The sequence below is a fragment of the Micromonospora vulcania genome, assembly GCF_042658605.1.
GTDB classification, from domain to species: Bacteria; Actinomycetota; Actinomycetes; order Mycobacteriales; family Micromonosporaceae; genus Micromonospora; species Micromonospora vulcania.
The window spans coordinates 75142-99828 of record NZ_JBHSQS010000013.1 but is presented as its reverse complement, the minus strand read 5'-3'; the positions used below and the strand labels follow the sequence as shown (position 1 = coordinate 99828).

General features: G+C 70.4%; 19 protein-coding genes and 2 pseudogenes. 8 read left to right on the top strand and 13 right to left on the bottom strand.

Annotation, left to right across the window (positions count from 1 at the left end):
• Positions 1–94: 94 nt before the first annotated feature.
• Complete coding sequence (locus ACFQGL_RS21665) at positions 95–325, bottom strand: winged helix-turn-helix domain-containing protein (RefSeq protein WP_377514071.1); 231 nt, start codon at positions 323–325, stop codon at positions 95–97.
• A gap of 502 nt (positions 326–827) precedes the next feature.
• Between ACFQGL_RS21665 and ACFQGL_RS21660 the strand changes: the two genes are divergently transcribed.
• The 7 genes from ACFQGL_RS21660 (at position 828) to ACFQGL_RS21630 (ending at position 14255) form a co-directional block, all read left to right on the top strand.
• Positions 828–1829, top strand: a complete 1002-nt coding sequence (locus ACFQGL_RS21660) for a LacI family DNA-binding transcriptional regulator (RefSeq protein WP_377514069.1) — start codon at positions 828–830, stop codon at positions 1827–1829.
• Positions 1830–2241: 412 nt separating this feature from the next.
• Complete coding sequence (locus ACFQGL_RS21655) at positions 2242–3621, top strand: ABC transporter substrate-binding protein (RefSeq protein ID WP_377514067.1); 1380 nt, start codon at positions 2242–2244, stop codon at positions 3619–3621.
• An 88-nt stretch (positions 3622–3709) separates the two neighbouring features.
• Positions 3710–4663, top strand: coding sequence for a carbohydrate ABC transporter permease (locus ACFQGL_RS21650; protein WP_377514065.1), 954 nt, complete (start codon positions 3710–3712; stop codon positions 4661–4663).
• Between the two features lie 13 nt (positions 4664–4676).
• On the top strand, positions 4677–5564 hold the full coding sequence (locus ACFQGL_RS21645; RefSeq protein WP_377514063.1) for a carbohydrate ABC transporter permease: 888 nt from the start codon (positions 4677–4679) through the stop codon (positions 5562–5564).
• Positions 5565–5732: 168 nt separating this feature from the next.
• Positions 5733–7361, top strand: a complete 1629-nt coding sequence (locus ACFQGL_RS21640; protein ID WP_377514062.1) for a glycoside hydrolase family 13 protein — start codon at positions 5733–5735, stop codon at positions 7359–7361.
• 161 nt (positions 7362–7522) lie between these two features.
• A complete protein-coding gene (locus tag ACFQGL_RS21635; protein ID WP_377514061.1) occupies positions 7523–10372 on the top strand; it encodes a galactose-binding domain-containing protein in 2850 nt (949 codons plus the stop codon).
• A gap of 187 nt (positions 10373–10559) precedes the next feature.
• Positions 10560–14255, top strand: coding sequence for a discoidin domain-containing protein (locus tag ACFQGL_RS21630; RefSeq protein ID WP_377514060.1), 3696 nt, complete (start codon positions 10560–10562; stop codon positions 14253–14255).
• A 1-nt stretch (position 14256) separates the two neighbouring features.
• Here the strand turns inward: ACFQGL_RS21630 and ACFQGL_RS21625 are convergent, their stop codons facing one another.
• Complete coding sequence (locus tag ACFQGL_RS21625) at positions 14257–15057, bottom strand: crotonase/enoyl-CoA hydratase family protein (protein ID WP_377514059.1); 801 nt, start codon at positions 15055–15057, stop codon at positions 14257–14259.
• 111 nt (positions 15058–15168) lie between these two features.
• Here ACFQGL_RS21625 and ACFQGL_RS21620 point away from each other — a divergent pair, with 111 nt between their 5' ends.
• Positions 15169–16020, top strand: a complete 852-nt coding sequence (locus tag ACFQGL_RS21620; RefSeq protein WP_377514058.1) for a Rieske (2Fe-2S) protein — start codon at positions 15169–15171, stop codon at positions 16018–16020.
• Positions 16021–16374: 354 nt separating this feature from the next.
• Here ACFQGL_RS21620 and ACFQGL_RS21615 read toward each other — a convergent pair.
• The 11 genes and pseudogenes from ACFQGL_RS21615 to ACFQGL_RS21565 form a co-directional block, all read right to left on the bottom strand.
• A pseudogene (locus tag ACFQGL_RS21615) lies at positions 16375–17469 on the bottom strand (LysM peptidoglycan-binding domain-containing protein); the annotation flags it as partial.
• Positions 17470–17483: 14 nt separating this feature from the next.
• A complete protein-coding gene (locus ACFQGL_RS21610) occupies positions 17484–17918 on the bottom strand; it encodes a pilus assembly protein TadG-related protein (protein WP_377514057.1) in 435 nt (144 codons plus the stop codon).
• Positions 17915–18379: a TadE/TadG family type IV pilus assembly protein gene (locus ACFQGL_RS21605; RefSeq protein ID WP_377514056.1), complete on the bottom strand. Its 465-nt coding sequence runs from the start codon at positions 18377–18379 to the stop codon at positions 17915–17917. Before ACFQGL_RS21605 ends, ACFQGL_RS21610 begins: the two co-directional genes overlap by 4 nt.
• The gene (locus ACFQGL_RS21600) at positions 18376–18825 is read right to left on the bottom strand and encodes a TadE/TadG family type IV pilus assembly protein (protein ID WP_377514055.1); all 450 of its coding nucleotides are present in this window, start codon (positions 18823–18825) and stop codon (positions 18376–18378) included. Before ACFQGL_RS21600 ends, ACFQGL_RS21605 begins: the two co-directional genes overlap by 4 nt.
• Before the next feature lie 5 nt (positions 18826–18830).
• Positions 18831–19034 carry a hypothetical protein gene (locus ACFQGL_RS21595; RefSeq protein ID WP_377514054.1) on the bottom strand — a complete coding sequence of 68 codons (204 nt, stop codon included), beginning with the start codon at positions 19032–19034 and terminating at the stop codon, positions 18831–18833.
• A gap of 24 nt (positions 19035–19058) precedes the next feature.
• Entirely contained in the window at positions 19059–19877 is an 819-nt protein-coding gene (locus ACFQGL_RS21590) for a type II secretion system F family protein (protein ID WP_377514143.1), read from the bottom strand.
• Between the two features lie 50 nt (positions 19878–19927).
• Positions 19928–20874 (bottom strand): annotated as a pseudogene (locus ACFQGL_RS21585) (type II secretion system F family protein).
• Entirely contained in the window at positions 20835–22367 is a 1533-nt protein-coding gene (locus ACFQGL_RS21580; RefSeq protein ID WP_377514053.1) for a CpaF family protein, read from the bottom strand. The pseudogene ACFQGL_RS21585 and the gene ACFQGL_RS21580 overlap by 40 nt, the downstream one beginning before the upstream one ends.
• Complete coding sequence (locus tag ACFQGL_RS21575; protein WP_377514050.1) at positions 22357–23157, bottom strand: ParA family protein; 801 nt, start codon at positions 23155–23157, stop codon at positions 22357–22359. Before ACFQGL_RS21575 ends, ACFQGL_RS21580 begins: the two co-directional genes overlap by 11 nt.
• Before the next feature lie 2 nt (positions 23158–23159).
• The gene (locus tag ACFQGL_RS21570) at positions 23160–23816 is read right to left on the bottom strand and encodes an SAF domain-containing protein (protein WP_377514048.1); all 657 of its coding nucleotides are present in this window, start codon (positions 23814–23816) and stop codon (positions 23160–23162) included.
• Positions 23813–24682, bottom strand: a complete 870-nt coding sequence (locus tag ACFQGL_RS21565; protein ID WP_377514142.1) for a hypothetical protein — start codon at positions 24680–24682, stop codon at positions 23813–23815. Before ACFQGL_RS21565 ends, ACFQGL_RS21570 begins: the two co-directional genes overlap by 4 nt.
• Between the last annotated feature and the right edge of the window lie 5 nt (positions 24683–24687).

Below are 24687 nucleotides of genomic sequence, written 5' to 3'. Positions count from 1 at the left end.
GTCGGTCCAAGATCGTGCTCGATCCTGGATGTGGTGGCCTCCACGCTGCGCCGATGCCACTAGAACGTGGTTCGAGCACGACACCGGGGAGGAGCTAGCTCGGCAGCTCTTCGGCGACCCACAGGCCGCGCCCCTGTAGACCTACCACCAGACCCCGGTCCTGAAGGATGATGATCGCCCGCTGGACCGTCGTGACGCTGACCCGATAAATGTCGGAGAGCTCGTTGTAGGTCGGCAGGCGCTCACCGGGCGGGTACTCCCCGCTCCTGATCCGGGTAGCCAAATCTTCGGCCACCTCGCGGTAGCCACCTTTGGGTATGGGCATATCGAGGTTCCTTCGTTCGGCACCTCTGATCGGATCATGAGTGGTCCCCATCTTCAAGACCATCGTTGCCTTAGGTACTAAAGGTCTCTAGCATCGATCGTGTGGCGGGTTTTCTTCGTTCGGCAAGCGGTGGGACCGTGCCACGACCGCGCAGGGGAGGAGTCCTCCCCTGCGCGGGTCCAGTCACGACCTCGAAGGAGAGTCACTCGTGCCTATCGATGAGCCGGTGTCCAGGGCGACCGAGCTGTTCATGGCGAAGCGGGTTCTCGACGCACACTGGTCCAGAGCGCTCGATCAACCCTGGCGGCTGGGTGGGTGCTTGGAGTGTCGGGGGTGCAATAACTGCCCGCAGCTTGATTGGGCGCTGGGGCTCATGGCGGAAGTTGCCTCTGTCCTGTTTCAGAAGTAGCCAGGCACCCTAAAGTGCGAGGCCAAACAAACTTGCAATTCTCCGGCAGTCCGCTGCTCATTTCTTGCACTGTGATGACGTACGATTGCGACCGTGACCAAGCGGTTGACCGAAGTTGCCAAGAAGGCGGGCGTCAGCGAGGCCACCGTCAGCCGGGTGCTCAACGGTCGGGACGGGGTCTCCGAGGCGACCCGGACGGCAGTGCTGACCGCGCTGGACGTGCTCGGCTACGAGCGGCCGACCAAGCTGCGCGGCGAACGTGCCCGGCTGGTCGGGCTGGTGCTGCCCGAGCTGCAGAACCCGATCTTCCCGGCGCTCGCCGAGGTGGTCACCGGCTCGCTCGCCCAGCGGGGCTACACCCCCGCGCTCTGCGCCCGCACCATCGGTGGCGTCTCCGAGATGGACTACGTGGAGATGCTCCTCGACCACCAGGTCTCCGGGGTGATCTTCGCCGGTGGCTCGTACGCACTCGCCGACGCCCGGCATGACCACTACCGCCGGTTGACCGACCGGGGCCTGCCGGTGGTGCTGGTCAACGCGGGTGTGGACGAGTTGGGCTTCCCCCGGGTCTCCACCGACGACGCGGTGGCGGTGGAGCAGGCGTACGGGCACCTGCGCTCGCTGGGCCACGAGCGGATCGGGATGGTGCTCGGCCCGGAGGGGCACGTGCCGTCCCGACGAAAGCTGGACGCGATGATCCAGGCTGCGGGCCTGCCCGCCGACTCGGAGTACGTGGAGCGCTCCAGCTTCTCCATGGAGGGCGCGCGGGTCGCAGCGACCAAGTTGGTCGAGCGTGGGGTGACCGGCATCATCTGCGCCAGCGACGTGCTGGCGCTGGGCACCATCCGGGCCGCCCGGCGGCTGGGTCGTGCGGTGCCGACCGACGTGTCGGTGGTGGGCTTCGACGACTCGGCGTTCATGACCTGCACGGACCCGCCCCTGACCACCGTTCGGCAGCCGATCGAGACGATGGGGCAGGCCGCCGTTGACCTGCTGGTCACCCAGATCGAGGGGGCCGGCGTGCTGCATGACGAGCTGCTGTTCGAGCCCGAGTTGGTGGTACGCGGCTCGACCGCGCCCGCCCCCGGTCGCTGACCGGTCGCCTCCGCGAAGCCGCTGTCTCCCACCGCGCTGAGGCCGTAGATCCTCTGAAGCCGCGCGGATCCACCTGACTCTGAACGACGCACTGGCCGTCGACCGCTCATCGCGGTCGGCGGCCTTTTGCTGTTGCCGGCGCTGTGGAACGCGTCTCCGTCGAGCGCCGGGTGTTGCGGGTTTCAAATTGCCTCAAAACCCTCCATCTCGGACCGTTTTCAAGATCCTGTCAACATCTGCCGTCATGAAGTCGTGTCCTTTCAAAACAGGATCGATACCTTGCCGAAATGAGTCGGCCTCGTTACAGTGACTCCACTCACACCTGGCTCCGGCGCAGCTACACGGCGTCAGGTCGCATCACCGCAGATCACTGAACGTCATTGGAGACACCCGTTCCCGAAGGGATGGACAGATGTCCGTACCGCAATACCGAAAGGCTGCGGCGATAGCGCTCGTGGCCGGCCTGGGGTTCAGCCTCACGGCATGCTCCACGAAGAGTGACGACAAGGATTCCAACGCTGGCGGCAAGGTCACCATCACGGTCGACTGCCAGCCGGTCGGTGCCCAGAAGGAGCTGCTGAAGAACTGGAACGACGATGTCGCCGAGTTCCAGAAGCAGAACCCGGACATCACCATCAAGAGCGTCAGCGTCGGCGAGCAGTGCAACAACCCGCCGGACTTCACCGCCCGCCTCGCCGGCGGCACCGTGACGGACGTGTTCTACGGGTACATGACCGATCTCCAGCAGGTGCTCGACTCCGGTCAGGCCAAGGACATCACCGAGATCGTCAACAAGGACAGCATCCCGACCTGGGACAGCGTCGACCCGGCGCTCAAGGGGGTCTTCACCGACGGCGGCAAGCTCTACGCCGTCCCGGTGAAGAACTACTCGATGGGCCTGGTCTACAACAAGGTCCTGTTCCAGCAGGCCGGGCTCGACGTCAACAACCCGCCCAAGACGTGGGCCGAGGTCCGGGCCGCCGCCAAGAAGATCTCCGCGCTCGGCAACGGCATCGCCGGTTACTCGGAGTACAGCGCCGGTAACACCGGCGGCTGGCACTTCACCTCCCTGCTCTACTCGCAGGGTGGCCAGGTGCTGACCCCGGACGGCAAGAAGGCCGACTTCAACAACCCGATGGGCAAGCAGGTCCTGCAGAACCTCAAGGACATGCGGTACGGCGACAACAGCATGGGTGCCCGCCAGCTGCTCCAGTGGGGCGACCTGCTGACCAACGCCGGCGCGGGCAAGGTCGGCATGTTCATCGGCGCACCCGACGCCACCCAGGCGATCGTCAGCCAGTTCCAGGGCAAGTTCCAGGACTGGGCGATGGCTCCGCTGCCCGGCCAGGACGGCGCGGCGAAGGGGACGCTCGGTGGTGGCGAGGGCTACTTCTTCAAGAAGGACCTCACGCCCGAGCAGGTCAAGGCCGGTCTGAAGTGGATCGCGTACCAGAAGCTGACGCCGGGCAAGGGCCAGTTCGACTACGTGCGGGCCAAGCCGCAGAACTACCCGGTGGGTCTGCCGCAGCCGCTGCTCTTCGCCAACGGCAGCGACGCGCAGAAGCAGGAGCTCGAACTGCGCAAGGCGAACGCGAACGTGGACACGGCGAACTTCGCGCTCTTCGAGGCGACCCCGGTCACGATCAAGGGTGAGCCCCGCAACGCGCAGGCGATCTACGCGGTTCTCGATGCCGCGATGTCCGGGGTCCTGACGAACCCGAACGCGAACATCGACGCGCTGCTCAAGACGGCTGAGGAAAAGGTCAACCAACTCCTGGCCGCCGAGAGCTGATCCGGTGTGGTGGGGGCCAGGACGCCGACCTGGCCCCCACCCCATCCGGTCCGCACCGTCCGGTCACTGACATCACGCAGGAGTTGCCTTGGCGATCACCACCGTCCCGGGTACCACCAGGAAGCCGGGACGTCCCACGCCGCCGTACAACGGACCGCAGCGCACGAGCCTCGGCCGCAAGGTACGCGACAACCTCACCGGGCACGCGTTCCTGATCGGCGCCGTGCTCTGCTTCGCGGTCTTCTCCTGGTACCCGATGATCCGCGGCGTCGTGATGAGCTTCCAGCGCACCCGGCGCGGCGTGACGACGTGGGTCGGCTGGGACAACTACGACCGCATCATCGCCGACCCCAGTTTCTGGACGGCCTGGAAGAACACCTTCTACTTCACGGTTCTCGCGCTCGTGCTCGGGTACGCGGTGCCGTTCTTCGTGGCGATCCTGCTCAACGAGTTCCGCCACGCCAAGGGTTACCTGCGGATCCTGGTCTACCTGCCGGTGATGCTGCCGCCAGCCTCGGCGCTCTTCCTCTTCAAGTTCTACGCGTACGACCCCAGCGAGGCCGGGCTCTTCAACGCGATCCTCAAGGCGCTGCACCTGCCGACGTCGCAGTGGATGCAGTCCCCCGGAATGACGATGCCGGCGATGGTGCTCGCGTCGACCTGGATGAACATGGGCGGCGCGGTGCTGATCTATCTGGCGTCGCTGCAGAACATCCCCGGCGAGCTGTACGAGGCGGCCGAGCTCGACGGTGCCGGCATCTGGCGACGGATCGTCAACGTGACCATCCCGCAGACCCGGCTGATCCTCGCCCTCCTGGCGATGCTGCAGATCGTCGCCACCATGCAGTTCTTCATCGAGCCACTGATCCTCGCCAACGGCGCGGGCGCGGAGGACTCCGCGACCTCGGTGGCCTACCTCATCTACCAGCACGGGTTCTTCCAGAACGATCTCAACGGCGCAGCCGCGCTCGGCGTGATCATGCTCGTGGTGCTGGCCGGCTTCTCGGCCGTCTACGTGCGGCTGACCGCGAAACAGGATTAGGACGGGACGAGGAATGGCACAGGACTCCGGGACCCGGACCCTCATCTCGCACGCGCAGCTCACCCGGGGGCGCGGCAAGGTCATCTACTGGACGCTGCTCGCCGTGGTCGTCGTCGGCTTCACGCTCGTCTTCCTCGGGCCGCTCTACTGGATGGTCACCGGCGCGCTGAAGTCCGGGCAGGAGATCGCGCAGACCCCACCGTCGCTGTTCCCCGAGGATCCCCAGGCGCAGAACTACGTGGACGCGTGGAACAACCTGGAGCTGGCGAAGCTGCTGTTCAACACGTTCTACTACGCGGCCGGGGCGGTGGCGTTCCAGCTCGTCCTCGACACCGCTGCCGCGTACTCGCTGTCGAAGCTCCGACCGATGTTCGGCAACGTGATCCTCGGCCTGATGCTGGCAACGCTGATGATCCCGGCGATGGTCCTCATCGTCCCGCAGTACGTGACCGTCATCGACCTGCCGATCCTGCACATCAACCTGCTCGACTCACCGTTCGCCATCTGGCTGCCCCTGGTCGCGAACGCCTTCAACATCTTCCTGTTGAAGCGGTTCTTCGACTCGATCCCGGAGGAGCTGATGTCGGCCGCGCTCATGGACGGGGCGACACCGCTGCGCACCCTGTGGTCGATCATCCTGCCGATCTCGCGCCCCATTCTCGGCGTGGTCTCGATCTTCGCGGTGACGGCGGTCTGGAAGGACTTCCTCTGGCCGAAGCTGGTCATGCCATCGCCGGAGACCCGGACGGTCAGCGTCGGGATCTACGCCTTCGCGGGTGGTACGCCCATGAACGTGGTCATCGCCGCGTCGGTCATCGCCGCGATTCCGACCGTCGTCATCTTCCTGATCTTCCAACGGAACATCATGTCCGGTCTGACCACCGGCAGCATCAAGGGATAGCCCGAGGATGCCGACACCGAGCGTGGCAACCTTCAGGCGGGCTCGATGAGGAGCTGACCGCACCGCGCACCACCAGCGCAACCTCCGGCGGCGAACAACGACCGTTCGCCCGACACATATTCAGGTCCGGCGGATTCGCCGACGTACTGACGCAGAAAGCAGGTGCTCGTGTCCACAGCAGACAACAGTCCGTGGTGGCGTGGGGCGGTGATCTACCAGGTGTACCCCCGTAGCTTCGCCGACGGCAACGGCGACGGCATCGGCGACATCGCCGGCATCCGGTCTCGGCTGAACCACCTGTCCGCGCTTGGCATCGACGCGATCTGGTTCAGTCCCTGGTATCCGTCACCGATGGCCGACGCCGGCTACGACGTCTCCGACTACCGCGACATCGACCCGGTCTTCGGCACCCTGCCCGAGGTGGAGGCGCTGATCGCGGAGGCACACGAGCTCGGCATCCGGACCATCGTCGACGTGGTGCCCAACCACTGCTCCGACGCGCACCCGTGGTTCCAGGCCGCGCTCGCCGGTGGCCCCGGCGCGCCCGAGCGCGAGCTGTTCTGGTTCCGCCCCGGCCGGGGCCCGAACGGCGACCAGCGGCCCACCGAGTGGGTCGGCGAGTTCGGCGGCGAGACCTGGACCCGGACCACCAACCCGGACGGCACCCCCGGCGACTGGTACCTGCACCTGTTCGCCCCCGAGCAGCCGGACTTCAACTGGGACCACCCGCGGGTTCGCGCCGAGTTCGAGGACATCCTGCGGTTCTGGTTCGACCGGGGCGTGGACGGCATCCGGATCGACTCGGCCGGGCTGCTGGTCAAGGACGGGACGCTGCCCGAAACCCTGCCGGACCGGCCACACCCGTTCCACGACCTGGACGGGGTGCACGAGATCTACCGGGCCTGGCGGCGGGTCGCCGACGAGTACCCGGACCGCGCCCTGATCGGTGAGGTGTGGCTGCCGGACCGGCAGCGGTTCGCCAACTACCTACGCCCGGACGAGCTGCACGCGGCCTTCAACTTCGACTTCCTCGGCTGCGCCTGGGACGCCTCGGCGCTGCGCGAGAGCATCGACGGCACGCTGAGCGCACACGCGCCGGTCGGCGCACCGGCGACCTGGGTGCTCTCCAACCACGACGTCACCCGGCACGTGACCCGCTACGGGCGCGCGGACACCAGGTTCAGCTTCGCCGCCAAACGCGAGGGGACCCCCACCGACCTGGAGTTGGGCACCCGCAGGGCCCGCGCCGCGGCGCTGCTCTCGCTGTCGCTGCCCGGTGCCACGTACGTCTACCAGGGCGAGGAACTGGGGCTCTGGGAGGTCGAGGACATCCCGTACGCGCTGCGCCAGGACCCGATGTGGGAACGCTCCGGGCGGATCGACCCCGGTCGTGACGGCTGCCGGGTGCCGCTGCCCTGGGCCGGCGACGAGCCGCCGTTCGGATTCAGCCCCGACGGCGCCGCCGCACCGTGGCTGCCCCAGCCCGCCGACTGGAAGGACCGGACGGTCCAGGCGCAGACCGGCGACGCCAACTCGATGCTGGAGCTGTACCAGGAAGCGATCCGGATCCGTCGGGCCGAGCCGACGCTCGGTGACGGCGAGCTGAGCTGGCTACCCGCGCCGGACGGCGTCCTGGCCTTCAGCCGTGGCGGCGGCTTCCGCTGCCTGGTCAATCTCACCGACAGGCCGGTCCCGTTGCCCGCCGGGGGGGAGCTGCTGCTGGCCAGCGGCCCACTCGACGACGGGCTGCTGCCGGCGGACACCGCCGTCTGGCTGCGTACCGCCGAGCCGGCCTGACCTGACCCCGTGGTGCCGGCGGCCCGTCCCGGCCGCCGGCACCATCCCACCGAAAACCGGTCCCCGCGGGCCGTCGAACGAAGGGGGTACGAGGGGGGACACTGCTCCGCCGCACGGACACGGGGGACCTGGCCTGCCTGACGAAAGGGAGAGCGCAGCTCATGGCCAACCACACCACCGGCACCCCGCACCACCTTCGACACCCGGCCCGGGCAGGGTTGGCCGCCATCGCCGCCACACTGCTCGCCGCCGCCTCGGTGACCGCCATCGCGGTCACCGGCACCGCAACCCCGGCTTCGGCGGCCGGGCTGTCCCCCTTCGACATCGCCGGGCGCGGCGCCACCGTGCCGTTTTTGGAGCAGGAGGCCGAGAAGGCCGCCCACAACGGCACGAAGATCGGCCCGACCCGGTTCTACGGCACGCTGCCCTCGGAGGCCTCCAGCCGAGAGGCGGTCACCCTCGACGCCGTCGGCGAGTACGTCGAGTTCACCCTCACCGCACCGGCGAACGCGGTCACCTTCCGGTACAGCCTTCCGGACAGCCCGTCCGGGACCGGCCGGGACGCCGCCATCGATCTGCGGGCCAACGGATCGCTGCTGAAGTCGGTCCCGGTCACGTCGAGGTACGGCTGGTACTACGGCGGATACCCGTTCAACAACAACCCGGGCGACACCAACCCGCACCACTTCTACGACGAGACCCGTGCGACGTTCGGCAGCACCTATCCGGCCGGCGCGAAGATCCGCTTGCAGGTCGCCTCGACCGCCCAGTCGCCCAGCTTCACCATCGACCTGGCCGACTTCGAGCTGGTCGGCGCGGCGATCGCCAAGCCCGCCGGCGTGCTGGACGTGGTGACCGACTTCGGCGCCGACCCGTCCGGCGGCAGCGACTCGACGGCGAAGTTCCAGGCCGCGGTGGACGCCGGAAAGGCCCAGGGCAAGGCGGTCTGGATCCCGACCGGCACCTTCACCCTCTGGGACCACGTGGTGGTCGACGGGGTGACGCTGCGCGGTGCCGGCCCGTGGTATTCGGTGCTCGGTGGCCGCCACCCCACCGATCGCAAGCGAGCCGCCGGAATCTACGGCAAGTACGTGCCGGGCGGCGGTTACACCGGTGAGATCCGGGCGCACGAGGCCGGCGGGCCGAGTCGCAACGTCACGCTCCGGGACTTCGCCATCATCGGCGACATCCGGGAACGGATGGACGACGACCAGGTCAACGCCCTGGGCGGAGCGATGTCCAACTCGGTGGTGGACAACCTCTGGCTGGAGAACACCAAGGTCGGGGCCTGGATGGACGGCCCGATGGACAACTTCACCATCCGCAACAGCCGGATCCTGGACCAGACCGCAGACGGGGTGAACTTCCACACCGGCGTGACCAACTCGACGGTCACCAACACGTTCCTGCGCAACACCGGCGACGACGCGCTGGCGATGTGGGCGCAGAACGTGCCGAACGTCAACAACTCCTTCACGCACAACACCATCGGCGTGACCCTGCTGGCCAACCACCTGGTCAGCTACGGCGGCCGGGACATCACGATCACCGACAACGTGACGGCCGACTCGGTGAGCAACGGCGGCGGAATCCACGTCGCCAACCGCTACCCCGGTGTGCAGGGCAACACCGCGGTCCGGGGCACCTGGACGGTCGCCCGGAACACGTTGATCCGCAACGGCAACTCGGACTACAACTGGAACTTCGGTGTCGGAGCGATCTGGTTCTCGGCACTGAACGAGTCGTTCCAGCAGGCCACCATCAACATCACCGACACCGACATCCTGGACAGCTCGTACGCGGCGCTGCACTGGATCGAGGGTCAGACCAGCGGGATCAACCTCAACAACGTACGCATCGACGGCGCCGGCACGTACGCGCTCCAGGTGCAGGCGCCCAGCCAGGTGTCGTTCACCAACGTACGGGCCACCGGCATCGCGCAGAGCAACCCGATGCACAACTGCGTCGGCGGTGGCTTCCAGATCACCCAGGGCGCCGGCAACTCCGGCTGGTACACCCCGACCCCGTACTGCGGCCCGTGGCCGGACCCGCAGTGGGGCGGCGGGCCCACCACCCCGCCCACCACTCCGCCACCCACCACTCCACCGCCGACCACCCCGCCGCCCACCGGCGGAAACCTGGCGCTGAACCGGCCGGCGACCGCGTCGAGCAGCAACCAGAGCTACACGGCGACCAACGCGGTGGACGGCAACGCGGCCACCTACTGGGAGAGCAGCAACAACGCGTTCCCGCAGACGCTCACCGTGGACCTGGGCTCGGCCCGCTCGGTGGACCGGGTGGTGCTCAAGCTGCCTCCGGGCTGGGAGCGTCGCACCCAGACCCTGTCGGTGCTGGGCTCGACCGACGGGTCCTCGTACAGCACCCTGGCGGCGTCCGCCGGCCGGGACTTCGACCCCGGCGCGGGCAACACCGTGTCGATCGGCCTGCCCACCGGCGACCGTCGCTTCATCCGGGTGACCGTCACCGGCAACACCGGCTGGCCCGCCGCCCAGCTCTCCGAGGTCGAGGTGTACGGCGGCACGCCCACCACCCCGCCGCCGACGACCCCACCCCCGACCACGCCGCCGCCCACCGGGAACCTGGCGGCCGGGCGGCCGGTCACCGAGACCAGCCACTCCGACGTGTACGCCGCCCCGAACCTGGTGGACGGCAACGCCAACACCTACTGGGAGAGCGCCAACAACGCGTTCCCGCAGTCGGTGACGGTCGACCTGGGCACCAGCCGTTCGGTGTCCCGGGTCGTGCTGAAGCTGCCGCCGGCATCGGCCTGGCAGACCCGTACCCAGACGCTCGCCGTCCTCGGCTCCGCCGACGGCAACTCCTGGACCACGGTGAAGCCGTCGGCGGGCTACACCTTCAATCCGGCCAGCGGCAACACGGCCACCGTGACCTTCGCGGCGACCAGCCAGCGGTACCTGCGGCTGACCGTCACCGGCAACACCGGCTGGCCCGCCGGCCAGCTCAGCGAGTTCGAGGTCTACACCAGCTAGGCCGGTGGCCCCCGTCCGTTCCGGGCGGGGGCCCTCAGCCTGGGCGACCCGGCGCAGCGCGGCTCCGGTACCGCCCGTTCCCGTCCCGCACCGTCCCCCACCTGTCGCGGCACGACGGGCGTACCCCTGCACCCGCCGGCCGGGCTCCGCACCCGCACCCCACCCCCGAAAGAGGTGTAGCGACCCCATGTCCAGATTCGCCACCACCCGAGGTACCCCGCCAACCGGCAGGTCCCGCCCCGCACCCCGAGCCACCCGGCGGCTGCTCGCCGGCGTGCTCGCCGGCCTGCTCCTCACCTCCGTCCCGGCCGTGACCCCCGCGGCCGCCGCACCGCTGGCGAACCCGGCTCCGGCCCCGGCCGGTTCCGCCCGCGCGGCCCTGCTCGCCGGTCTCTCGGCCACCATGACCGCCAGCAGCTACAACCAGAACTACGTGGCGAGCAACGCCAACGACGGCAACGCGAGCAGCTACTGGGAGAGCGCCAACAACGCGTTCCCGCAATGGATCCAGGCCGATCTCGGCGCCACGCTCAGCGTGGACCGGGTGGTGCTCAAGCTGCCACCGTCGGCGGACTGGCAGACCCGCACCCAGACACTGTCGGTCCTCGGGTCGACCAACGGCTCGTCGTTCAGCACGCTGAAGGCGTCCGCCGGCTACACCTTCAACCCGAGCAGCGGCAACACCGTGACCGTCACCTTCACGGCCGCCAGCACCCGGTACGTGCGCATCCAGGTCACCGCCAACACCGGCTGGCCGGCCGCCCAGTTCTCCGAGGTCGAGGTCTACGGCTCCGCCGGCAACCCCGACACCCAGGCCCCCAGCGTCCCGGGCAACCTGGCGTACACCCAGCCGGCCAGCGGACAGATCCGGCTCACCTGGTCCGCGTCCTCGGACAACGTCGGCGTGACCGGGTACGACATCTACGCCAACGGTGGGCTGCGCGGCAGCGTCAGCGGCTCGACGTTGACGTACACCGACAGCCAGCCGGACACCGCCACGGTCTCGTACTACGTCCGGGCCAAGGACGCCGCCGGCAACCAGTCGGCGAACAGCAACACCGTGACCCGGACCGGCACCGGCAACCCGCCGACCGGCACCAACCTGGCGATCGGCAAGCCGATCACCGCCTCGGGCTACGTGCACACGTTCGTGGCCACCAACGCCAACGACAACAACGTGGCCACCTACTGGGAGGGCAACGGCAACCCGAGCACGCTGACCGTGCAGCTCGGCGCCAACGCCAGCCTCAGCCAGATCGTGCTGAAGCTGAACCCGGACTCGGCCTGGGGTACGCGTACCCAGAACATCACCGTGCAGGGCCGGGACCAGGGCTCCTCGACCTTCACCACCCTGGTCGGCGCGGCGAACTACACCTTCAACCCGGCCAGCGGCAACACGGTGACCATCCCGGTCTCCGGTGCGGCTGCCGACGTGCGGCTCTCGATCGCCTCGAACACCGGCGCACCGGCCGGCCAGGTGGCCGAGTTCCAGGTCTTCGGCACTCCGGCGCCGAACCCGGACCTGACCATCACCGGGATGTCGTTCAGCCCGTCGGCACCGGTGGAGACGAGCACCATCACGCTCTCGGCCACCGTGCGTAACGCCGGCTCGGCGGCTTCCGGCGCCACCAACGTCAACTTCTACCTGGGCTCCACCCGGGTCGGCACCGCGTCGGTCGGCGGCCTGGCGGCCGGCGCCTCGACCACGGTCAGCGCCAGCATCGGCACCCGGGACGCGGGCAGCTACCCGCTCAGCGCGAAGGTCGACGAGTCGAACACCGTCGTCGAGCAGGACGACACCAACAACAGCTACAGCAACCCGAGCCCGCTGGTGGTCAGCCCGGTCGCCACCTCGGACCTGGTCGCCTCGTCGGTCGACTGGTCGCCGGGTAACCCGACGGCCGGCAGCACGGTCACCTTCGCGGTGTCGATCCGCAACGCCGGCAGCGTGGCCTCCGCGTCCGGCGCGCACGGCATCACGCTCACCGTGCTCAACGAGGCCGGCACCGCCGTCCGTACCCTGACCGGCTCGTACTCCGGCGTGATCAACGCCGGGGCCACCGTCGGCCCGGTCAACCTGGGCACCTGGACCGCCGCGAACGGCAAGTACACCGTCCGGGTGGTGCTCGCCGCCGACGGCAACGAGCTGCCGGTCAAGCAGACCAACAACACCAGCGACCGTCCGCTGTTCGTCGGGCGCGGTGCCAACCTCGGCTACGACATGTACGAGGCCGAGGACGGCACGGCCGGCGGCGGCGCCGGGCAGGTCGGACCGAACCGGGACATCGGTAACCTCGGCGGCGAGGCCTCCGGCCGCCGGGCGGTGACCCTGAACAGCACCGGCGCGTACGTTCAGTGGACCACCCGGGCGGCGACCAACACCCTGGTCACCCGCTTCTCCATCCCGGACTCGGCCGGCGGCGGTGGCATCGACTCGACGTTGAACATCTACGTCAACGGCACCCTGCACAAGCCGATCAACCTGACCTCCAAGCACATCTGGCTCTACGGTGCGGAGGCCAGCCCGAGTGACTCGCCGAGCGCCGGTCCGCCTCGGCACCTGTACGACGAGGCCAACGTCATGTTGAACTCGACCATCCCGGCCGGGAGCACGATCCGGCTGCAGAAGGACCCGGCCAACACCACCACGTACGCGATCGACTTCATCAACCTGGAGCTGGTCGCACCTCGGGCCAACCCGGACCCGGCCCGCTACCGGGTGCCGACCGGTTTCAGCCACCAGGACGTGCAGAACGCGCTGGACGCGGTCCGGATGGACACCACCGGCAACCTGATCGGTGTCTACCTGCCGGCCGGCACGTACGAGACCTCGCAGAAGTTCCAGATCTACGGCAAGGCGGTCTCGGTGGTCGGCGCGGGCATCTGGTACACCCGCTTCCAGACGCCGACCGGCCAGTCGAACACCGACGCCGGCTTCGGGGTGCAGTCCTCGGCCAGCGGCTCGTCCTTCTCGCACCTCGCCTTCTTCGGCAACTACACCAACCGCATCGACGGGCCGGGCAAGGTCTGGGGTGAGCTGCGGGACGTCGACAACATGACGCTGGACAGCGTCTGGGTCGAGCACACCGTCTGCGCGTACTGGGGTGTGAGCGTCAGCGGGTTGACCATCCGCAACAGCCGCTTCCGGAACACCTTCGCCGACGGCGTGAACATGACCAACGGCAGCACCAACAACCTGGTCACCAACACCGAGGGGCGGTCGAACGGGGATGACGCGTTCGCCCTCTTCTCGGCCACCGACGCGGGTGCCTCGACCTCCAACAACGGCAACGTGTTCGAGAACCTCTCGGCCACGTTGACCTGGCGGGCCGCAGGGCTGGCGGTCTACGGCGGCTACAACAACATCTTCCGCAACCTGTACATCGCGGACATGTTGACGTACTCCGGGATCACCATCAGCTCGCTGGACTTCGGCTACCCGTTCATCGGCTTCGGATCCAGCCCGCCCACCCAGTTCCAGAACATCTCGCTGATCAGAGCCGGCGGGCACTTCTGGGGATCGCAGACGTTCCCCGCGATCTGGGTCTTCTCCGCCTCGAAGGAGTTCCGCGGCATCCGGGTGTCCGACGTGGACATCGTCGATCCGACGTACTCCGGAATCATGTTCCAGACCAAGTACAACGGATCACAGCCGGAGAACCCGATCACCGACACCGTCTTCACCAACATCTCGATCAGCGGTGCCCGCAAGAGCGGCGACGCGTTCGACGCGAAGTCGGGCTTCGCGGTCTGGGCCAACGAGATGCCGGAACCCGGTCAGGGCCCGGCGGTCGGCTCGGTCACCTTCAACAACCTGCGGCTGACCAACAACGCGGTGGACATCCGCAACACGACCACAACCTTCACCATCACCCGCAACTGAGCTAGCCGGCACCGGATGCCGCCGGGAGGTTCACCCCTCCCGGCGGCATCGTGCCGTGCCGGCCCTCGCCGGCCGCGAACCGGGCCGCTCCGGCCGCCGCGTCGGTCGCCAGCGACGCCATCCCGTACGCCAACTCGGTCGCCAGCGCCTCCGCCTCGGGGAGGCCCGCGCCGGCCAGCACCGCCGCCCGGTCGTTGCGCAGGCAGGTCTGCGGATGCCGGGCGATCGCCGCCGCCAGTTCCTCGGCCGCCGCCCGTGCCTGGCCGGGCGGCACCAACCGATTGACCAACCCCATCGTGTACGCCTCCTCGGCGGGCACCGGCCGGCCGGTGAGGATCAGATCCATCGCGCGGCTCTCGCCGATCAGCCGGGGCAGCCGGACCGTACCGCCGTCGATCAACGGCACCCCCCAGCGGCGGCAGAACACCCCGAGCGTCGCGTCGGACTCGGCGACCCGCAGGTCACACCAGAGCGCCAACTCCAGCCCACCCGCCACCGCGTACCCGGAGATCGCCGCGATCACCGGCTTGCTCAACGCCATCCGGGTCGGACCCATCGGGCCGTCGCCCTCCGGCTCGACCCGATTGCCGCTGGGCGTGCCGATCGCCTTGAGGTCGGCACCCGCGCAGAACGTGCCCCCGGCTCCCCAGAGCACGGCCACCGCCGCGTCCGGTTCGGCGTCGAAGGCCCGAAAGGCGTCCGCCAACGCCCGCGCGGTCGGACCGTCGACCGCGTTGCGAGCCGCCCCCCGATCCAGGATCACCGTGGTAACCGGCCCGGCCTGCTCCACCCGTACACCCATCGACCCAGCATGCCGGCCCGGCCCGCGCGGGACAATCCGGTCTGCACGTACTGCTACAGGTCCGTCACCGCCGACCGGTTTGCGACCCCGATTGCCGGGAAGTCGGTACGCGTGCGAGCACTATTGACGAAAGTTGAGCAGGCATCGCGGCTGGACCGGTCGGGTGACCGGTTGCAGCGCGCGGTCCTCGGTACGCTGCGCCCGCGTCGACTGAGGGACCTCCTGCACGGGGTGACACTGGGGCACCCGCTGCATCCGGCCATGGTGCAGGTACCGGTGGGCGCCTGGATCAGCGCCGCGGTCCTGGACCTGATGCCCGGCCAGCGCCGGCCCGCCACCGTGCTGGTCGGCCTGGGCACCCTGAGCGCGCTGCCGGCGGCGGTCGCCGGTCTGAACGACTGGGCGGCGCTCTCCCGGGAGCAGCGTCGGGTCGGCCTGGTCCACGCCGCCACGAACACCGTGGGCATGACGCTCTACGCCGGCTCGCTGGCGGCGCGGCTCTCCGGCCGGCACGGCGTCGGCCGTGGCCTCGGGATGCTCGGGCTCTCCGTGGTGAGCCTCGGGGCGTACATCGGCGGGCACCTCGCGTACAAGCAGGGGGCGCAGGTCAACCAGAGCGTCCCCGAGCTGAACCGGATCAGCGACGGCTGGCACTCGCTGGCCGAGATGGCCGACCTGCCGCAGCGCACGCTGGTGACGCGGGAGGTGGACGACGTCTCGGTGATCCTCTACCGGCACGGTGACGAGGTCACCGTGATGCTGGAGCACTGCCCGCACCAGGGCGGGCCGCTGGGCGAGGGCGAGGTGCAGGAGATGGACGGCCACGCCTGCGTGGTCTGCCCGTGGCACGGCAGCGCGTTCCGGCTGAACGGCGGCGAGGTCATGCAGGGGCCGTCCGGCAACGACCAGCAGGTTCTGCCCACCCGAATCCAGGACGGCGTGCTGCAGACCCGCCTGCCCTGACCGAAGGACCCACGGCCGACGCACACTGCCGCCCGCCGGGGTCCCACCCCGTCACGTCCGTCGGTGCCGGCCGACCGGCGGTCCGTCCGCCACGTTGTCCAGTCCGTGCCCGCCGGACAGCAATCCGCCGGGCGCATGGTCGCCACTCCAGCCGTCGTCCCCGGCCCAGTCCGCCGCGCCGGCCGGAGCCGCGCCGTCGGTGGCGGACGTCGTACCGCCGCTCGGTGGCGTGGCGGCCTCGGTGGCGGACAGCGTCCGGGCGGCGGCCCACGCGGCACCGCTCCCGACCGCCGGTCCGCTGGTCCGCCGGGTGCTGGTGGTCCGGCCCGTGCTGCCGCTGGTCCGGCCCGTGCCACCCCGGGGCAGCCGGCCAGCCGCGGCCAGCCGCGGAGCCGCACCGGCGGTGGCGGGTCGACGGCGGAGTCCGAGCACCGCGCCGATCTGAGCACCCACGATGCTGGCCACGGCCAGCACGGCGGACACCGCCAGCGGGCGGTTCACCCGCTCGGTGGTGCCGGCCCGGGCCGCGCCGACGGTCATCGCGGGCGGCTGACCCGTCGACTCCGTACCGCTGGACGGCGCCGGGTCCACCCGCTCGGGTGCGGTCCGCTCGGGCGCCGGCCGGGGCGCCGGTGGCCGGGGTGCGGCCGGTCGGCTGACCAACCGGCCGGTGGCGTGCGTACGGGTGCCCTGGTCGTTGGCCTCGGTGGGTAGCCGGAGCAGTTGGCCGGGGCGGATCCGGTCCGGATCGTCCAGCCGATTCAGCTTGGCGAGCCGTCGATAGTCGGTGAAATCGTCCAGGTAACGCTCGGCCACCTCGCCGAGGTAGTCGCCCCGCGCCACCCGGTAGACCGGTGCCGCCTCGCCGCCGGTCGGGCCGGGGGGCGCGACCAACCCGAGTGGGCCGGTGCCGGTGGTGGCCGTCGTGCTCGCCACGCGTGGGGCGGCGACCGTGTGGGCCGTGCCCAGCGCCGTCGTCGAGGCCGGCGCGGCCACCGTGGCGACCGCCGGAGCGCCCGGATGGGCGTACGCCGGGCCGGCGGCGACCGCTGCGGCGCTGGCTGCGGCGGGGCTGGCGGCGAGGATCAGCGCGACCGAACCAACCAGTGCCGCGGCGGCCTTCTGCTGGCGACTCATCCCGGGCAGCTTCGGTGCGGGCCGATGCAGGCTCTGCGCTCCCAGCTCGACCAGGACGGAGAAGGCGAACGTGGCCCAGCCGAACCAACCGGCCAACGCCAGCGCTCGCAGGAAGAGCTGGCCATCGTCGCGACTGGTCAACGTCCTGCCCACCTCGGCGATGGTGGGCAGGTGGTCGGGCAGGGGGTTGCCGGCGAAGGCGAGCAGCGCGACCGGCGCGCCGACCAGCAGCGCGCAGAGCACGACCAGCGCGCCGAAACCGGTGAGTATCCGTCCGGTCCGCCGTACGGCCGACCGACCCGATGCGGGCATGGCTGCCTTCCTTCCTACGGTGCTGTGGTGATGGCCCGCGCGGTCGCCTCGCCGGTGACGGTGACCGTGTCGGCCATGCCGAACAGCCCGAGCATCGACCGGCGGTAGGTGATCGTGACGCGTACCCGGACGAGGGTCTCCCCGGCGACCTGCGGGAAGCTGACGGTGTGGCTGGCGACGCCGGCGGCGGCCAGGTAGTGGGTGACCGCGACTCTGGCCTCCGCCTGGTTGATCCGCTTCGGGCCGCCCTCGATGGCGGTGGCCCGGTCGATGGCCTGGCCGCCGGCCCGGGCCGCCTCGGCGGCCAGGTTGTCGGCACGTTGCAGGGTGCGCAGCTGCCCGGCGCCGTCGACGGAGAGGCCCACGATGGCCAGTACGCCGACCATCGTCACGGCCAGGAAGATGCTGACCCGACCCTGCTCGCCGCTGGCCGGCCGGGCGGCGGTCACTGCCGGCTCCGATAGCGGTCCAACGGCGAGGTGAAGCTCGCGGTGATCCGGTTCTCGGTCAACATGCCGGGCAGCACCGAGAGCGTGATGTCCTTGAAGGACACCACGCAACTGACCGTCACCGTCACGGTGGCGTTCTCCCCCGTGCTGACGTAGGCGTCGTCGAAGCGGGTCCGCTCACCGGCCACCAAGGCGGTGAATGTCAGTTCCGGGGCCTTCGTGCAGACCAGCCCCTGCCAGTCGAGCTGCTGCTGGGCAGCATCCTCGGCTGCGGCCCGGGCGGCGCTGGCAGTCCGGGAGATCGAGGCGGCGCGGGCCGCGTCGTGCGCGGCGGCCTCGATCGCCTCGGCGGCCACCGCGCTGCGTCCGGCCACGCCGGCCAGCACCATCAGCGCGATGAACGCGGGCGCGAGCACCGCCACCTCGATGGAGACCGAGCCCCGTTCGGTGCCGCGGCTCATGGGGCCGTCACCCGTTCCACCGTCCCGTGCGCGGTCTGCTGCACCGCGAAGTCCACGCCGGGCACCACCGACAGCGACCGGCCCCGCACCGTGCAGGTCACCTCGGTGTCGTTGTCGACCAGTACGCAGGTCGGAGCGGTCTTCTCCCAGCCGACCAGCCAGCCGCCGGTGGACCGAAGGAAGCGCGTGGCGCTGGCCTCGCCGGTCCCGTCGCCTGCCTTGTACAGCCGCTGGGCGTTGACCCCGCTCTGTGCGGCGTTCAACGCGGTGGAGCGGGCCAGGAAGGCGGCCGCGATCTGGATCGAGGCGAAGAGCAGCACCAGGATCAGCGGCATCATCACGGCCAGCTCCACCGGGTTGGCACCCCGTTCCCGGTCGCCGGCCGCGAGGCGGCGCCGGACGGCGGTTACCGTCCGGCGCCAACTCGGGAAAGCGGCTCGGCACATCCGGACTACTTCGGGTTGGTGTGGGCCGGGATCGCCTTCATCCAGTCATTGGCCTTACCCAGAGCCAGACCGGTGACGATCGTCGCCACGAAGACCAGACCGAAGATGATGACCGCGGTCGGCACCGGGCTGTCGCCGCGCTCGCCGTCGCGACGCAACTCGGCAAAGCGCGTCGTCACCACGACGTGCAGGTAGGTGAGGATGGACATGACGTACTCCTTCTCGGGATGGGGTCAGACACGGGCGATGAACGGATAGACGACGAAGCCGAGCAGCACGAAGACGAGCAGTGCGCCCGGAATGTCGAGCTTGCTGGTCACTCCCTCGGCGCGGGCGAGGTTGTCGGTACGGATCTGGTCGCGTAGCGAGTCGGCCCGGCTGCGCAGGGTCTCGTGCACCTGAGCCCCCTCGCTGCCGGACGAGCGCATGATCGCGCCGACGTCGCCCAGCTCCGGGATGCCGATCTTGTCGGCGAGGTCGCGCAGCTCGTCCCAGGGCGCGTGCATCTGCATCTGGGCGATCCGCAGCGACTCCTGGAGCCGGTCGAACACCCAGCCGTCGCAGACCGCCGCAGCCCGCTCCAGCGACTGCACCGGCCCGTGCGCCGCGGAGAGTTGCAACGCCACCAGGTCCAGGTAGGTGCAGACGGCCTGGCGGAACTCGTCCCGGGCCGCGTCGGCCTTGGCCAGCACCGACCGGTGCGCCAACAGGCCGCCGATCAGCGCCAGACCGAGGCCGCCGAGCACCGGTACGACCAGCGGCAGCGAGATGCCCAAGACCCACAGCGCCACTCCGAGCAGGGTCGGTGTGGCCAGCCCGATCAGCGCGGAGAGCAGCACCGACAGCGCGTACTGCTCGGGGGTCTGGTCGATCAGGGCGAGCTGCCGGTGCGGCGGACGCAGCCAGCGGGCCAGCCCGGTCAGCCAGTCCATCCGCGCCGTCGTGGGCGCGACGACCCGGCCGGTGCCCGCCGGCTGGTGCAACCGACGCAGTGCCGGCCCCAGCGCCGGGGAGGCCGGCACCAACTCCCGGACCACCAGGAAGACGCCCATCCCCACGGCGGCGCCGCCACCGACCGCGAAGGCGAACTGCCAGTTCAGAATCACGCGATCACCTCGCGGGGGTCGGGTGCCGGCAGGAACCGGGCCGGCCGCTGCGGCTGGCTCATCGACCGCACCCAGGCCAGCAGGCCGATGAACGCGGCGCCGAGGACGATCATCACGAGTTGACCCATCGGTGTGCCGTACGGCTCGATGTACTCGGTGTTGATCAGCCCGTACGCCAGGGTGGCCAGGGTCATCCCGGTGAGGAAGCGGACCGCGAACCGGGGCTGGGTGCGCTTGGCCTCGATCTCCCGGCGGGTGGCCACCTCGGCGGACGCCGCGCTGGCGATCGAGCCGAGCACGTCACCCAGCCGCTCGCCGCGATCGGTGAGGTGCAGGATCAGCGCCGCGACCACCTGGTCGCAGACCGGGTCGCCGATCTCGTCGGCGAACGCCAGCAGCGCCGAGCGGGCCAGCCAGCCGGCCTGCAACCGCGCCGCGAGCAGCCGGACCTCGTCCTCGATGCCGGGCGGCACGCTGCCGATCGTGCCGATGATCGACTGTTGCAGGCCCTGCCCGGTGCCGGAGACGTCCTTGAGTCGGCGGGTCCACTCGCCGACCGCCTCGATCCGGGCGATGGCCCGCTGCTCGGCCTTGCCCACGGCGAACAGCCACGGGGTACCGGGAACCGCCACGGCCACCAGCAGACCGACCACCGGCAACCCGGTGAGCAGGAACGCCAGCGCACCGGCGACCACCGCGGTGATCAGCAGCGCCTGGTACGACCGCTGCTCGCCGGGGGTCGCGCCGGAACCGCGCCACAGCCGGCTCAGTCCCGGCCCGGCACCCGGGCTCGACCCGGCGGGACGGCGGGTACCGACCAGCGCGACCACGGCCAGCAGCAACCCGGCCACACAGGCCGCGCCGGAGACCACCGCGATCAACTCCAGGCTGTTTCCCATCAGGTCACCGCCGGGCCAGTCGGGTCTGCCGGGGCCGCCGCCAGGCGCCGGCACCGGCCTCGATCCACCTGGTCAGCAGCCGGGAGTCGTAGCCCACCCGCAGCAGTTGGTCGCGGACCCGCTCCGGCAGGTGCCGAGGGACCGCGCGGCCGTCCGGGCCGGGCCCGAAGACGGTGGTGGTGACGATCCGGCCGGCCTCACCGGCCCCGATCACCTCCTCCACGTGCGAGACGAACCGGTGCTTGCGTCCGCCGATCGCGGTCTCGTCCTCGACGGTCACGTAGACGATCAGATCCAGGGCGTTGCCGGCCATCCGGCGGGCCTGGTCGACGGTCATCTCCCGGCCGTGCGCCAGCGCCAGCTCCACGATCCGTTCACCCACCCCGGCCGAGGTACGGGCGTGGATCGTGCACATCGAACCCCGGCTGGTGGTCATCGCCTGGAGCATCGGCACGATCTCCCGGGACCGGACCTCACCCACGATGATCCGAAGTACGCCCATCCGCAGCGAGAGCGGGATCAGGTCGGCGATGGTCACCTCACCGGCCGGCCGGCCGTCGAACCCGCGCTCGCCGTGCCCCTCCCGGGCCTCGAAGCTCATCACCGCCCGGTGTCGCTCCCGGCGACGGGCCGGCAGCAGTTCCCGGCTCTCCTCCAGCAGCACGTACGGCTCGTCGGGCGGGATCTCGTTCATCAGCGCCCGGATGATGGTGGTCTTCCCCGCGCCCGCCAGGCCGGCGACCATGATGTTCAGCCCGGCGCGCATCGCCGCCCGGAGGAAGTCGCGCAGCAGCGGGTCGATCATCTCGTCCAGGTCACCCCGCGCGCCGGACACGTCGTCCAGGCTCACGTCCAGGGTGTTGTGCTTACGGATCACCGCGTACGGGCGGTGGCTGACCAGGAAGACCGCAGCCAGGCGGCTGCCGTCGGGCAGTTGCAGGTCGAGGGTGGGCTTCACGGTGGACAGCGAACGCTCGGTCGCGCCGGCCCGGCGTGCCGCTGCCTGGAGGATCTCCACCAACTCGGCGTCGCTGTCGGCGATCGGCTCGGCCCAGTCGACGCCGCCGCCGTGCCGGGTGATGCGTACCTGGTCGCAGCCGAGGATGTGCACCTCCTCGATCGTGTCGTCGACCAGCAGGGTCTGCAGGCGGCCCAGCCCGACCAGCTCGGCGGTCACCTGGTCGAGCAGCAGCCGTTCCTCGCCGGCCGCCATCGGGGTGCCGGCCCGGCGGACCGCGTCCGCGTACTCGGCGACCACCGCGACGGCCAGCCGGGCCCGCTCGGTGTCCTCCTCGTCGACGGTGAACTCCCGACCGCGCTGCCACAGGGTGAGCCGTTCGGTCAGCTCCCGGCGCAGCTCCCGGACCACCTGGAAGTCCATTCGGGGGCGGGGCGGTTCCGGCGACGGGCTGGCCGTGGCCACCGGGATCGGCATCGACTGGTGATGCCGGCCGTTCGGCGCGGTCAGTGGCGGCGCGATGGAGGTGGCACCCGGCGGTTGCTGACGCGGGTCGGCGGAGACCGGCTCAAACCGCATCCGGCACTCCCTGCTGCACAGGCCAGGCCAGTCGGGCCCGCCGTCGCTCCAGCAGCGCGCCGACCGGCACTTCCAGGGCGGCGGCCGCGCGCATCAGTGGCCGTCCGGCCCGCACCGTCCCACCCAGGCCGAGCACCCCGGCGGTACGCGGATCGTGCGGCAGCCGGGCGATCACCGGCAGCTTCAGCGCCCGGCTGATCTCGGCTCGGCCGTGCCCGTCGCCGACCAGCAGCAACCGCAGGGTGCCCGGGGGGACCCGGTGCTCGGCGAAGTCCCGTTCGATCGCGGTGACCACCGCCCTGGTGCCGGAGAGGTCCGGCAGTTGGGCCCGGGTCACCAGCAGCACCACGGAGGCGGCCCGGAGCAGTGGCCACGGTGGACTGGCCACGTGCAGCCGGCCGCAGTCGACCAGCACGTCGTAGCCGGGGGTACCGCGGTCCAGGGCGTTGAAGTAGTCGGCGAAGCGCTGCCAGAGCGGGGTGACGCTGCCGCCCTGCGTCGGGTCGACCAGCCCGGGCAGCAGTAACCGTTCCCGCCGGGGCGCGTCGAGGTCGACCAGCTGGGACCAGAACGCCGTCTCCAGGTTGCCGTCGCGCAGCTCACCGACCGCCAACTCGCCGATGCCACGCGGGCCGTCCAACTGGCCACCGAGGAAGCCGGCGAGGATCGAGCCGCCGGCCGGGTCGCACTCGGCGAGCACCAGCCGTCGGTGCCAGGCCAGGGCACAGGCCAGCGCCGAGGTGGTGACGCCGGGCGACCCTTTCGCGGACATCAGCGCGATGATCGCCATACTCAGGCCGCCTCGGTCAGCACGACGGCGATCCGGTCCTGGTCGGCCAACGCCACCACCGCGGGTACGTCCCGGACGGCGAGCGCCAGGTAGAGCACCCGGTCGTCGTCGGCCGGGCTGACCGTGTCGATGATGATGGCCGAGAAGCGCGTACCGGCGGCGGTCGCTCCGGTGGCGTTGTCGTCCGGGGTGCTGACCAGCAGGACCTTGTCACCGGGGTGCAGCTCGCGCGCCGGTACCTTCGCGGTCTTCAGGCCGAGCGCGATCTGCTGCTGACCGGGGCCGAGCAGCGGATCGTCGGTGACCTGCCCCAGGGTGAGCAGGGTGCCCGGCACCAGGGCGACGGCGGCCCGCTTGCCGACCACCTCGTCCAGCCGACCGGCCGGCACCGGGCGCAGCCCCTGGCCGCCGGCGACCTGCACGGTGATCAGGTCCGCGGCGCTGATCTCCCGGCCCACCTCCACCGGCCGGGCCACCGCGAGGTAGCTGCCGGTGGCCCGGACCGAGGTGACCGCGAACGCGGCGCCCAACCCACCCAGAGCGATCAGGAGTACGGCGAGGCCGAGCAGCCCCGGGCGGACCCGGCGCTGCCGGACCACCTTGGGCGGGCTGACCGGAGCCTCCACCGGCCCGGTTCCGTTGCGCGTCGCGATACTCACCTGGTCACCACCTGGAGTTCGTTGATCTGTACCGGCACGGTGCCGCTGATCCGGGTCTGCGGGATCGGGTCGCCCTCGACGCCGTTGTCGGTCCACCAGCGCACCGTCCAGTGCGTGGTGGCGCCGACCCGGTAGGTGGCGGCCTTCGAGTACCCGCTGTCGTAGCCGCAGTCCGGGGATGCCTTGCCGGCAAGGTCCTTGTTCTTCGCGTCGTACGGGGTGCCGGGGCCGTAGCAGACTTTCTTCTCGCCGTTGCCCATGTCCCAGACGATCCGGTCGACCTTCGCCTCGATGGAGACGGTCAGCCCTCGGTCGGACGCGGAGGCGTGCAGTGGGCCGAAGTAGCTCTTGCTCGGGGTGGCCCACATCCACACCGGCAGGCCGACCAGGCCGGGACCGACGGTCTTGCGGGGTGCCACCTTGAGCCGCGCCGGCAGCAGCTTGATCGACGCCAGGGCGCGACGGGCCAGTTCCTCCGGGTCGGGCGGCGCGCCGTAGCCGGCCGGTGGCTCGTCGAGCAGCACCGGGTCCCTACTGCCGCCCAGGCCGCCGTCGCAGGTCTGCACGTACCACTGCTGACCCTCGGGTGCCTCGGCCTGCGGCTCGGCGAGCTTGTAGTAGCACCCGTCGCCGTTGTTGAACCAACCGAACACGTCGTCGTAGCAGGGGATCGTCCGCCCGTCCCACTGACAGACGCCGCCACCTCCGCCACCACCGGAGTCCCCACCACCGCCGTTGTCCCCGCCGCCGCCCGGCGTGCCGGGTTCGTCGTCCCAGACGCTGCAGTCGGGCTGGTCGAGCGGGCACTCCACCCCGGGGTCGGCCCGGCGTGCGGCGGCGGCCGGCATGGTTGCGCCGACCACCATCAGCA

Coding starts and splice junctions, on each gene's coding strand:
- ACFQGL_RS21665 (WP_377514071.1), bottom strand. CDS start 325: ATGCCCATACCCAAAGGTGGCTACCGCGAGGTGGCCGAAGATTTGGCT.
- ACFQGL_RS21655 (WP_377514067.1), top strand. CDS start 2,242: ATGTCCGTACCGCAATACCGAAAGGCTGCGGCGATAGCGCTCGTGGCC.
- ACFQGL_RS21645 (WP_377514063.1), top strand. CDS start 4,677: ATGGCACAGGACTCCGGGACCCGGACCCTCATCTCGCACGCGCAGCTC.
- ACFQGL_RS21635 (WP_377514061.1), top strand. CDS start 7,523: ATGGCCAACCACACCACCGGCACCCCGCACCACCTTCGACACCCGGCC.
- ACFQGL_RS21630 (WP_377514060.1), top strand. CDS start 10,560: ATGTCCAGATTCGCCACCACCCGAGGTACCCCGCCAACCGGCAGGTCC.
- ACFQGL_RS21625 (WP_377514059.1), bottom strand. CDS start 15,057: ATGGGTGTACGGGTGGAGCAGGCCGGGCCGGTTACCACGGTGATCCTG.
- ACFQGL_RS21605 (WP_377514056.1), bottom strand. CDS start 18,379: ATGAGCCGCGGCACCGAACGGGGCTCGGTCTCCATCGAGGTGGCGGTG.
- ACFQGL_RS21600 (WP_377514055.1), bottom strand. CDS start 18,825: ATGTGCCGAGCCGCTTTCCCGAGTTGGCGCCGGACGGTAACCGCCGTC.
- ACFQGL_RS21595 (WP_377514054.1), bottom strand. CDS start 19,034: ATGTCCATCCTCACCTACCTGCACGTCGTGGTGACGACGCGCTTTGCC.
- ACFQGL_RS21590 (WP_377514143.1), bottom strand. CDS start 19,877: ATGGGCGTCTTCCTGGTGGTCCGGGAGTTGGTGCCGGCCTCCCCGGCG.
- ACFQGL_RS21580 (WP_377514053.1), bottom strand. CDS start 22,367: ATGCGGTTTGAGCCGGTCTCCGCCGACCCGCGTCAGCAACCGCCGGGT.
- ACFQGL_RS21575 (WP_377514050.1), bottom strand. CDS start 23,157: ATGGCGATCATCGCGCTGATGTCCGCGAAAGGGTCGCCCGGCGTCACC.
- ACFQGL_RS21565 (WP_377514142.1), bottom strand. CDS start 24,682: ATGGTGGTCGGCGCAACCATGCCGGCCGCCGCCGCACGCCGGGCCGAC.